15 protein-coding genes are annotated in these 9,766 nt (G+C 63.8%); 8 read left to right on the plus strand and 7 right to left on the minus strand.

Annotation, left to right across the window (positions count from 1 at the left end; genetic code table 11):
• The first annotated feature begins 58 nt into the window (after positions 1 to 58).
• Positions 59 to 712 (plus strand): outer membrane protein, encoded by a 654-nt coding sequence (locus KZZ07_RS19300; RefSeq protein WP_219516519.1) that lies wholly within the window; start codon positions 59 to 61, stop codon positions 710 to 712.
• A gap of 73 nt (positions 713 to 785) precedes the next feature.
• Here KZZ07_RS19300 and KZZ07_RS19305 read toward each other — a convergent pair whose 3' ends face one another.
• Genes KZZ07_RS19305 through KZZ07_RS19315 form a run of 3 tightly spaced genes read right to left on the minus strand, consistent with a single transcriptional unit; the run spans position 786 to position 3,091 of the window.
• A complete protein-coding gene (locus KZZ07_RS19305; RefSeq protein WP_219516520.1) occupies positions 786 to 1,391 on the minus strand; it encodes a glutathione S-transferase in 606 nt (201 codons plus the stop codon).
• A gap of 60 nt (positions 1,392 to 1,451) precedes the next feature.
• Positions 1,452 to 2,375 carry a tyrosine recombinase XerC gene (locus KZZ07_RS19310; protein WP_219516521.1) on the minus strand — a complete coding sequence of 308 codons (924 nt, stop codon included), beginning with the start codon at positions 2,373 to 2,375 and terminating at the stop codon, positions 1,452 to 1,454.
• Between the two features lie 8 nt (positions 2,376 to 2,383).
• Positions 2,384 to 3,091 carry a DUF484 family protein gene (locus tag KZZ07_RS19315; protein WP_219516523.1) on the minus strand — a complete coding sequence of 236 codons (708 nt, stop codon included), beginning with the start codon at positions 3,089 to 3,091 and terminating at the stop codon, positions 2,384 to 2,386.
• 185 nt (positions 3,092 to 3,276) lie between these two features.
• Between KZZ07_RS19315 and KZZ07_RS19320 the strand changes: the two genes are divergently transcribed.
• Positions 3,277 to 3,594, plus strand: coding sequence for an antibiotic biosynthesis monooxygenase family protein (locus tag KZZ07_RS19320; protein WP_219516524.1), 318 nt, complete (start codon positions 3,277 to 3,279; stop codon positions 3,592 to 3,594).
• A 7-nt stretch (positions 3,595 to 3,601) separates the two neighbouring features.
• Here the strand turns inward: KZZ07_RS19320 and KZZ07_RS19325 are convergent, their stop codons facing one another.
• Positions 3,602 to 4,291, minus strand: a complete 690-nt coding sequence (locus tag KZZ07_RS19325) for a winged helix-turn-helix transcriptional regulator (protein WP_219516525.1) — start codon at positions 4,289 to 4,291, stop codon at positions 3,602 to 3,604.
• Positions 4,292 to 4,546: 255 nt separating this feature from the next.
• Here KZZ07_RS19325 and KZZ07_RS19330 point away from each other — a divergent pair, with 255 nt between their 5' ends.
• Positions 4,547 to 4,960: a universal stress protein gene (locus tag KZZ07_RS19330; protein ID WP_219516526.1), complete on the plus strand. Its 414-nt coding sequence runs from the start codon at positions 4,547 to 4,549 to the stop codon at positions 4,958 to 4,960.
• A 31-nt stretch (positions 4,961 to 4,991) separates the two neighbouring features.
• Positions 4,992 to 5,543, plus strand: coding sequence for a hemerythrin domain-containing protein (locus KZZ07_RS19335; RefSeq protein WP_219516527.1), 552 nt, complete (start codon positions 4,992 to 4,994; stop codon positions 5,541 to 5,543).
• 21 nt (positions 5,544 to 5,564) lie between these two features.
• On the opposite strand, the gene KZZ07_RS19340 is transcribed toward KZZ07_RS19335, so the two are convergent.
• Entirely contained in the window at positions 5,565 to 6,062 is a 498-nt protein-coding gene (locus KZZ07_RS19340) for a HugZ family pyridoxamine 5'-phosphate oxidase (protein WP_219516528.1), read from the minus strand.
• A 114-nt stretch (positions 6,063 to 6,176) separates the two neighbouring features.
• Between KZZ07_RS19340 and KZZ07_RS19345 the strand changes: the two genes are divergently transcribed.
• Positions 6,177 to 6,602, plus strand: coding sequence for a thioredoxin family protein (locus KZZ07_RS19345; RefSeq protein ID WP_219516529.1), 426 nt, complete (start codon positions 6,177 to 6,179; stop codon positions 6,600 to 6,602).
• Positions 6,603 to 6,665: 63 nt separating this feature from the next.
• Here the strand turns inward: KZZ07_RS19345 and KZZ07_RS19350 are convergent, their stop codons facing one another.
• The gene (locus tag KZZ07_RS19350) at positions 6,666 to 7,184 is read right to left on the minus strand and encodes a hypothetical protein (protein ID WP_219516530.1); all 519 of its coding nucleotides are present in this window, start codon (positions 7,182 to 7,184) and stop codon (positions 6,666 to 6,668) included.
• A gap of 251 nt (positions 7,185 to 7,435) precedes the next feature.
• On the opposite strand from KZZ07_RS19350, the gene KZZ07_RS19355 reads away from it, so the two are divergent.
• Together KZZ07_RS19355 and KZZ07_RS19360 are read left to right on the plus strand one after the other, a co-directional pair.
• Positions 7,436 to 7,684 (plus strand): TFIIB-type zinc ribbon-containing protein, encoded by a 249-nt coding sequence (locus KZZ07_RS19355; protein WP_219516532.1) that lies wholly within the window; start codon positions 7,436 to 7,438, stop codon positions 7,682 to 7,684.
• Between the two features lie 61 nt (positions 7,685 to 7,745).
• Positions 7,746 to 8,345 (plus strand): rhodanese-like domain-containing protein, encoded by a 600-nt coding sequence (locus KZZ07_RS19360; RefSeq protein ID WP_219516533.1) that lies wholly within the window; start codon positions 7,746 to 7,748, stop codon positions 8,343 to 8,345.
• Positions 8,346 to 8,353: 8 nt separating this feature from the next.
• On the opposite strand, the gene KZZ07_RS19365 is transcribed toward KZZ07_RS19360, so the two are convergent.
• Positions 8,354 to 8,743, minus strand: coding sequence for a VOC family protein (locus tag KZZ07_RS19365; protein WP_219516534.1), 390 nt, complete (start codon positions 8,741 to 8,743; stop codon positions 8,354 to 8,356).
• Positions 8,744 to 8,991: 248 nt separating this feature from the next.
• Between KZZ07_RS19365 and KZZ07_RS19370 the strand changes: the two genes are divergently transcribed.
• Positions 8,992 to 9,198, plus strand: a complete 207-nt coding sequence (locus KZZ07_RS19370; protein WP_219516535.1) for a cold-shock protein — start codon at positions 8,992 to 8,994, stop codon at positions 9,196 to 9,198.
• The last annotated feature ends 568 nt before the right edge of the window (positions 9,199 to 9,766 follow it).

Below are 9,766 nucleotides of genomic sequence, written 5' to 3' on the forward strand. Positions count from 1 at the left end.
TTGAAACCACCCTTGTGCAGTGATTATCTCGCCCGCGAGCAAAGTTAGGGGCAGCACGATGCGGCGACTGATTCTTTCCCTCGGCATTCTGATCGGTCTGGCGGCCCCGGCGGCGGCAGAGATGGAACTGTCGATCTACACCGGCTGGCAGACCCTGCCTCACAGCCGCATCTCAGGGGACCTGCCCAACGGGGGCGGCAGCTATGACCAGCTTGTCGGCTGGGAAGGCAAACCCTTTGTGATGCCTCCTTATTATGGCGCCCGGGCAACCTGGTGGCGGAGCGAGTCGCTGGGCTTTGGCCTGGAATATACCCATACGAAGGCCTATGCCGACGACGGTACTCTCAAGGCGCTCGGCTTTTCCCAGCTGGAGTTCACGGACGGGCACAACGTGCTGACCGCAAACGTGATGCGGCGCTGGAAGAACCAGTGGGGCCAGTTCACGCCCTATGTCGGGGGCGGTCTGGGTATCGCCTTTCCGCATGTTGACGCGGATCACGCCAGCGGATCGCGGACCTACGGTTTTCAGGTGACGGGCCCGGCGATGCGCCTGACGGCTGGCACCAGCTACCAGATCAACGACCGATTCTCTGTCTTTGGCGAGTACCAGTTCACCTACTCTGTGAACGAGGGCACCTTCGACAAGGGTGGCACCTTCAAGACCGACATCAAGACCAATGCCCTGAACGTCGGGCTTTCGATGCACTTCTAAGTCAGGTGCCGGGACACGGGCCCGGCCTTTGGGTATACGCAAGGGCGGACCGGGGTCCGCCCTTTTTTCATGATCAGCCGCTGGGCGTGGTGGCGATCATCGCCGGCCGCTGGGAAAACTCCGCATACCAGGCGGCCAGCGTATCGCGGCCCGTCCGCCAGGACCGGGCCTCGTGCCGGAAATCGAGGTAGCCAAGTGCGCAGCCGATCGCGATATGGCCCATGTCCACGCGACCGTGCAGATGGCTCATCCAGCGGGTGCCAAGCGCGTCCAACGCTCGGGCGATCTTGGCCCATTGGCCCTCGATCCAGTCCATCGACACCTTTTCCGCCGGGCGGAAGCGTTCTTCGTAGACGATCAGGACAGCCGCTTCCATGATCGCGTCCCCCGTCGCCTCCAGGGTTAGCGTGTCCCAGACCCGGCTGTCCGGGTAGAGACCCGTCTGTGCCCGGGCATCCAGAAACCGGCAGATCACCCGGCTGTCATAAAGCGTGGGACCGTCGGAGCGCATCAGCGCCGGGATCTTTCCCAGCGGGTTGGCCGAGATCAGCGCCGGGTCGGGCGCAATGGGCGTGGTGGCGATGTCCACCATGTCGACATCGTCCAGCTGCCCGGTTTCGTGAAGCGTGACCAGCACCTTGCGGACAAAGGGCGAGGCCGGAGATTGAAGAAGCTGCATGCGGGACTCCGGATGTGATTGATCGTGTCGCGCACACCAAAGCATTTGCCGGTGCACGTGTCACGCCTTGGGGTGTGTTGCCTCGTAGACCTTCATCAGGTGCACCTCGTCGACGGCGGTATAGGCCTGGGTCGTCGACAAAGAGGCATGGCCGAGCAGTTCCTGGATCGCGCGCAGGTCGCCGCCAGCGGCGAGCAGGTGCGTGGCAAAGCTGTGGCGCATCGCGTGGGGTGTCGCGCTGGCGGGCAACCCCAGTTGCATCCGTGCCTTTTCAGTGACCTTGGTGACGATGCGCGGGTTCAGCGGGCCGCCCCGGGCGCCACGGAATAACGCTTGATCGGGTTCGACGGGGTAGGGGCACAGCGCCAGGTAGGTTTCGACCGCCTTGACCGCCACGGGCAGCACCGGAACCAGCCGCTCCTTGCCGCCTTTGCCGAGGATTCGCAGTGTGCTGCCCAGGGGCAGGTCGCGCCCCTTCAGCCCCAGCGCCTCGGAAATCCGCAGGCCGCAACCGTAGAGCAGCGTCACCACGGCGGCATCGCGCGCGCCCTGCCAGCTGTCGGTGCTTTGCATCTCGACCGTGTCGATCATGGCACGCGCGGCGTCCTCGGTCAGGGGACGGGGCAGTTTCTTCTGGAACTTGGGGGCACGTGCCGACAGCACGGCGGTGGCTTCGAACCCTTCGCGGCGGGCCAGCCAGCGGTAAAAGCTTTTGACCGCCGACAATTTGCGCGCGACCGACCGTGCGCCAACCTCGCGCCGCCGCAGATGCGCCATCCAGGACCGCATGTCGGTGGTGGTGACAGCGGACAAGGGCGCCAAGCCCTGCGGTTCCGCGTGATGGGCGGTCAGGAAGGCGATGAAATCCAGCACATCCGCGCGGTAGGCGTTCAGGGTGTTTTCCGCCGCGCCGTCCAGTGCCTTGCGCGCCTCCAGCCAGTTGGCCAGGGCGTCACGCGCGGCGGGTGAGATTTCGAGGCTCATGGCCGGCCTCAGGCCAGCCATCTCCGCATCGCGCGCTCGAATACGCCGCCGAAGAAGGCGAGCAGGTCGGTGCCCTGTTGCGGCGTGAACTGGTGCGGGTCCTCGGAGCCCATGACCAGCAGGCCGGGCAGACGCCCCGGGCCAAAGTCGAGCCGCAGGCAAGCCTCGGAGCGGATCCATTCGGCGCGCTCGCCAAAAATCGCCTCGTTGCCGCGCTGGATCTGGCGCAGGACCACCTGGCGCAACGGCGCCTCGCGGCCTTCGCCGACATAGGTCTCCACGAATCCCGGTTCCGCCACTGAAAGCACGTCGCCCAGGCGGCGGACCACCGGGTCGTCCTCCTCCTGCGCGGTTTCCAGGACAAGGCGGATGTGATCAACACGCAGGATCTGGGCCACTTCGCCGCCGAGATCGTGCAGGAAGGGTTCAAACTCCACCGGGTCCAGCATCCGCAGGACGGCGCGGTGAATCTGGTTGGTGCCGGCGAGGTTTTCATAGGCCGCGGCGATCACGCTGCGATGGGTATCTTCGAGCCGGTCAAGCCGCGCCTCGAGCCGTTCCATCGCGATGCCGCGCAGGTCGATGATATTGCCGCCCATCGCACGTTCGTTCGCGGCGATCAGGGCCTGCATCAGGTCCTTGTCGTCGAGGATGATGTCGGGACGCGAGATGATCGAATCGCGGATGGATTCCTCGATACGCTGGGTGCTGCTCATGGGCCTATTGTCCTGCTCGTGCTGCGCTTGGGCGCTTGTTTTTTTGCGCGATTGCCACTGTTTCGCCCGCCGCGCCCTTTGCTGTCAAGGCAATCCGCCCCGCGCAAAACCTGTCTTTGCGTGATTGCGCGGGTTTGGACACGCTTGCGATCCGTGCCACACTCGGACGACAAGGAGGAGCGCCCATGCCCAAGATTTCCGTGACCTCTGACGCCCAGACCGTCATCACCACCTTCGAGACCAGCCCGGGCCAGTGCCAGGACCTGCTGGACGCGCTGCAGGCCGCCTATGCCGAGTTCATCTCGAAACAGAAGGGGTTCATCGCGGCGGGCCTGCACGTCAACGACGCCCAGACCCGGATTGCCAACTACTCGCAGTGGGAAAGCCGGGACGACTTTCTGGCCATGCTGCGGTCATCCGAGATGCGCGCGCGCAACAAGGAACTGAACGCGCTTTGCCGGAGTTTCGAGCCGGTGCTTTACGAGGTGGCCGCCACTTATTGATCGGCGATCAGGCGGCGATGGCCTCGTCGAGACAGGCCGCGGTAAAGCGATAGCCGGACCCGCGGACCGTTTCGATGTCCACCGCGCCGTCCGAGGCCTCGAGGCAGGCGCGCAGGTTGCAGACGTAGACGTCGAAAACCCGCGGGTCCGGTTCATCCTCGAGGCCATAGATATGGCCCAGCAGTGCCGCGCGGCTGACCAGCCGGCGCGGTCTAAGCGCGATATATTCCAGCAATTCATAGAGTTTCGGGCTCAGCTTGACGGGGCACTCCTGCAGATAGGCCTTGCGGCGCAACAGGTCGACGGCCAGCGGGCCATAGCTCAGCCTCGGTTGCGCCAGTCCATGTGCCCGGCGCGCGATGGCAGAGAGGATCATGACGGTCTCCTCGGGCGGGGCGGATGCGTCCAGGACGGTATCGGCCCCGGCCTCCAGCCAGCGCACGATCTGCGCGTGAGAGGCGCCTCGCGCCATCAGCGCGATGGGCAGGTCCGGGTGGCTCCGCCGAAGGTGAGGCAGGGACAGCCCGGTGAGGGCCAATTCCTCGGCGTCGAGGATCAGCAGGTCTGCCTCTGTCATCCGCAGGTAGTGTGGAATGTCTTCGGGCCGGTCCGTCCGGGTCAGCAACACCCCGGTGTTGGTCAATTCCTTGGCAAGCGCAATGAGGGACCAACTGGTTTCGGCGATCAGGTAACGCACGTCGCAAACTCCTTGCCATACTGGATTCGCGGGCCGCACTGGGCTCCGCCAACTTTGGCACTTCGGTCCTGCCTGCCCGTTCTGGGAGCGGCAAAGGACCCTGTCTGCGGCGCGTTCTGACACCGGCTTATGGTTGTATGAGGGGATTGTGGTGGGATTATGACCGAGAGGTGTCCGCCGCTTGGCACATGACCTGTATCAAGGAAATTGGCGCTCCGGGGCGTCACTCTGGTCCCCAACAGGAGGACAGTCACCATGTACAAGAACATCCTAGTCCCGATCGCCTTTGACGAGGACAGCGACACGCGGATCGGCGCGGCAACCTCGGTGGCCCGGCGACTTGCGGCAGAGGGGGCGCGGATCACCTTCCTGCATGTGCTGGAACAGGTGCCGGGCTATGTCGCCAGCTATCTGCCCGCCGACTATGCCGCGCAGGCGCGCACGGCGGTCGAAGACGAATTGAACGACATGGCCGCAACCGTGCCGGGAGGCGTCGGGCTGGTGGTGTCGGGGCATTCCGGGCGCACGATCCTGGACTGGGCGTCGGACAACGACACTGATCTGATCGTCATCGCCTCGCATCGGCCGGGTATGCAGGACCTGCTGCTGGGATCCACTGCGGCCAAGGTTGTGCGCCACGCGCAATGTGCTGTGCACGTGCTGCGTTGACTTTGCCTCGGCCCGCTTCCATCTGCGGGTCATGACAAGCGAGATTGACCTTACCCTCCGCGCCCATCTGCCGGACGCCCTCTATGCCTTGCGCGAAGAGTACCCGCGCGAGGCATGGGAAGCTCATGACAACTTTGGCGGGCTGGTGGCTTTCTGGCTGGATCGGCACGTGATGTTCCGGCGCCTCTGCGAGGCGCTGCGGCAGGATGCCGAGGCCGCCACTGACGGAAGCATGGACCCGCGCCAGATGCAGCAGCGGCTGGTCCGTTATGGCAGCATGCTGCTGCAACAGCTGCACGGGCACCACCAGATCGAGGACATGCACTATTTCCCCAAGCTGATCGACCGCGAGGCCTCGCTTGCGCGCGGGTTCGAGATCCTCGACCGGGATCACCACGCGATGGACGGTTTGTTGCAGGAATTCAGCGATGCCGCGAACGGCGTCCTTCAGGGCAAGGTCGAGGCCGGGACCTTTCAGTCCCATGTCGCGGGGTTCGAGGCGCTCTTGCTGCGTCACCTGGACGACGAGGAAGACCTGATCGTGCCGATTCTTCTAAAACATGGTGCGCAGGGGCTGGAATAGCAGGCGCGAGTATTAACCTGACTACTTCGCGGGTGCGGCAAGATCCTTGGCAGAGAGCTGATAGGCCTTGCCGAACCCACCGTTTAACAGCGCGTCCGTCACGTGAAAGCGCAGCATGTGGAAATCTCCGAAGTCAATGTAGAGCTTCGCCTTGGGCCGTTGCGAGAGGTAATGATCGCGCAGGGCGGCTTGTTCGGGCGCGTCCCGGTCCACCAGTTCGGCGGTCACATGCAGGGTCAGGCGTGGGTGGGTCAGGGGATCGCCCCTGTCCTCGGGCTCTCCGACCAGTAGGGCGCAGGCGGGGTTTTTCGCCAGTGCGGCGGTATGGGCCGAAAGAGTCGAGACCAGCGACAGCGGGACGCCATCGGGATCGGTGGTCAGCGCAATCCGGGTGACAGAGGGCGTGCCGGTGTCGGGCCGGGTGACGGCCAGCGCGGCAAAGCTGGCCTCGTCAATCAGGCGCCGCGCCAGCGCGCGCGCCTCGGCATCCAGCGGGCGGAACGGGTTGGTCTCGGTCATGGCGGCCCCTCTTTACTGTCTCTTTTTTCGGGTGCGGATTCTTGCACGAGGACGCTTGATGCGGACAATGCCTGAACACATATAAAAATACGAATTTGAAATGGAGGAACCCCGATGGCGGGCAAGAAACTGACCTGTCTCGACTGTGGCCAGGTAAACCGCGTTCCGGCCGAGAAATTGGGCGCCGGGCCGAAATGCGGCACCTGTGGGGCCGCCCTGATGCCGAGCAAGGCGGTCGAGGTGGACGCCGCGACCCTGGCCAAGGCCGCCCGCACCGACGAGGTGCCGTTGGTGGTGGATTTCTGGGCGCCCTGGTGCGGCCCGTGCCGGATGATGGCCCCGGAATTTGGCAAGGCGGCCACGGCGCTGAACGGAGAGGCGCGATTGGTCAAGCTGAACACCGAGGAGTTCCCGCAGGCCGGGTCCCAGCATGGCATCCGCGGCATCCCGACGATGGTGAGCTTTGCCGGGGGGCGTGAACGCAAACGCCAGTCAGGCGCCATGCCAGCCGGTCAGATCGTCGGCTGGGTGCGCGGTTAGGGACATGAAAACAGGCGCCTTCCAGAGGGGAGGCGCCTTCCATGCGGGCATCTTGCCAAGGGATCAGAATGGATCCTTTGATCCGACGATCGTGTCCCAACATTCAAACAGCGCGTCGATGGCGCGCGACGACCCGCTGAGCGAGAAGGTCGCCTGGCGCTTTTGTTGATCATTGTAGACAACAACAGAGTTGCCGCGCTTGAGCTGGACCAGGAACTTGGCCGCTTTGTCGGCGTCGGTCATGCTGAGCGCGATGCCCGTGCCCTCTCCGCTGCCGTCCATGTTCCAGCGGTTCCGGTCGACATCGACGATAAAGCTGACGGGGCGCGCCTCGAGGTTCCAGCGCGGGTCGAAGATGAACAGGGCGAAAGCCTCGTTCTGGTAGGCGACCAGGTTGAATTTCTGCGTGCTGCCGTTCTCGACCCCGGCGGTGCACCAGTAGCTGCCGCTGCTCTGGCTGTACGTCACGTCGACCTGCCATTGCCGATGCTGCATCAGGGTGCGCGTGTCGTAATCCTGCGCCGCGACGGCGGCGGGCAGGACGGGCAGGAGAAAGGCGAAAATCATTCCGAAGCGTGTCATGAAAAATCCCTGTCTTATACGATATACCGCATCATAGCGCGGTTTTCCCGTGACCGGAATGTTCCCGGCCTGTTGTTGCTGTGCTGCCGATTGTATCTTGGGGCGGCCCTCGCCCGCGCAGCGGCGGTGATCTTGATTGAATATCGTCTCGTCTTGGCGTCGTCAGGTCGGGAAATCCGCAAGGTCGCCCCGGTGAAATCCCGCTGCGCGTCTCCTATCTGGATAGGAACAGCCAGCAGAGGAGAGCGCCCATGAAATGCCCGATCGACGGAAACGAGCTGATCATCACGGACCGCGCCGGGGTCGAGATCGACTATTGCCCCAAGTGCCGGGGTGTCTGGCTGGACCGTGGAGAGCTGGACAAGATCATTGACCGGAGCGCCGAACAGATTGCCCCGCAGCCGGCGCGCCGGGCCGAGCCGTCACGCCACGAAGATGCCGGAGGCTATCGCAAGAAGAAGCGCCGCGGCTTTCTGGACGACCTGTTCGATTTCGACTGACGGGCCACTGGGCGGGCGTTAGGCTCTTGACTGGTTCCAATGGTTGCCTTGGGAGGAGTTCATGAAACACCTGGTATCGTCTACATTCGCCTTGGCGCTGGCCCTGCCGGCCGTCGCCGAAGAGGTCAACATCTCGCGCGGGATGGCCTCTGTCACCGTGCCGACGCCGTCGGGCGGGGAGGTCACAATTTCCCGCGTGCAGGACACGGATGCGGTGATCGAGGGCGATTTCGCCCGCATCGCGCGACCTTGCCCCAGTTTCTGCATCCAACCCATAGCCCCCGCCGAAGGGGTCACCACAGTGGGTGAGCTGGAACTTCTGGCCGCCCTGCAGGATCCGGAGGTCTTGGTGATCGACAGCCGCGTGCGTCCCGACTGGGAGACGGGTACCATCCCCGGGTCGGTCTCGATCCCCTACACCGAGATGGCGGACCGTCTGGGTGAACTTGGGTGCGAGATCGACTTCGAGGGATTCGTCTGTGAGCCAGACGCGGTGCGCGAGGTGGTCCTGTTCTGCAACGGCCCCTGGTGTGGGCAGTCGCCCACGGCCATCCGTCGCATGATCGAGGCAGGCTATCCCGCCGAAAAGATCAGCTATTACCGTTGGGGGATGCAGGGCTGGCGGATGCTGGGCCTGACCGTTGCCGGCGGCGAAAGTTAGATCGCGCGTCAGGCCTGGGACGGCAGTTCCGCCTTGTCGAAATCGACGTGGATGTGATTGCCGTCCGGGTCGCGGAAATTGACCTGGACGATGGGAAACTCCGGCACCTCGTCGATGCTGTAGGGGATCTTCCGGTCGTCCAGACGGCCCAGAAAGCCCGCCATGCCGTTGGCACGAAAGGCGAAATGTTCCAGCGCCGCGTTCGGGATCGCCGCAGGCTGGCCCGGGATGTCCACAAGGTGCACATAGGGCCTGTCGCCCAGGTAGAGCCAGGCCCCGCCCACGTTGAACGGCGGGCGCGGACCGGGATGCAGGCCCAGGATCTCGCCGTACCAGCGGATCATGCCGTCGAGATTCGCGGTGCGCAGGTTGACGTGGTCAAAAGCGGTCAGGGGCATGGGGAACTCCGGCGGTTTTCCGGTCTGTTGGGCCAGCTTGTCACGCGCACCGGGCCTTTGAAAAGGGCGACGTGCCGCTGGTATGTCAGGAAACCCTTGCCAGCGCGCCCAAGATCTGCGATTTAGACGGTGCTAAGTCCTTCTCTTCGATATCTGTCTACCTTCACCGGCACGCAGTCACTCGATCAAGACGCGCTTTCGCCGGGCCGCTGCATGTTGCGAGCGGCATATATACAAGGAATAGACGGATGGCCAATGGCACCGTGAAATGGTTCAACTCCACCAAAGGCTTCGGCTTCATTCAGCCCGAATCGGGCGGCAAAGACGTGTTCGTGCACATCTCTGCCGTTGAGCGTTCGGGCCTGACCGGCCTCGCCGACAACCAGAAAGTCACCTACGACCTCGAATCCGGCCGTGACGGTCGCGAGAGCGCAGTGAACCTGGAACTCGTCTGAGGCCAACCGGCTTTGGTATGATGCGGCGCGGTCCCCTTGGGGCCGCGTTTTTTTGTTTGTGGCGGCGCGAGGTGAAGCGAGGTCCCGGGGCAGGCCCGGGACGGGTTTTCGGTGAGAGCAGGGCGCGAAGCCGGGCGAGCGCCGGACCGGCGGGGAGGCGCAGCGCCGGTGGAGCGGGTGCGGTTTATGGATGTCACGTCCGGACGACCTTCGAGGTTTGCGCGGGCGTTGCCAAAGCGCCTGCCCGGTGGGGCCGGTCAGGCGCTCGCCCGGCGGGCCTGCGGCCCTTGTTCCGGGCTGGGGTCTGGGGATTGGCGGTGATGGGTTGTAAGCCCAGTCCGCTCCTATTGCTTGCTACCAAGCTTCTGCTGCCAACGACTTCAATAGCTTTGGGTAGCGGCCAGCAATGGAGCTACTATTCTTTGTGAGTTGTTTGTTCAGTTTTCTTACTTTGTGATCATCTAGGGTCAGGACCCATTGATTTGGTTTGGCGTGCATGATTCACCGTTCGAAAACGAGTGGTGACCATGTCTGATCTTTTCTGGTTGAGCGACGCACAGATGGCACG

It is taken from the genome of Mameliella sp. CS4 (assembly GCF_019392335.1).
Classification (GTDB): domain Bacteria; phylum Pseudomonadota; class Alphaproteobacteria; order Rhodobacterales; family Rhodobacteraceae; genus Antarctobacter.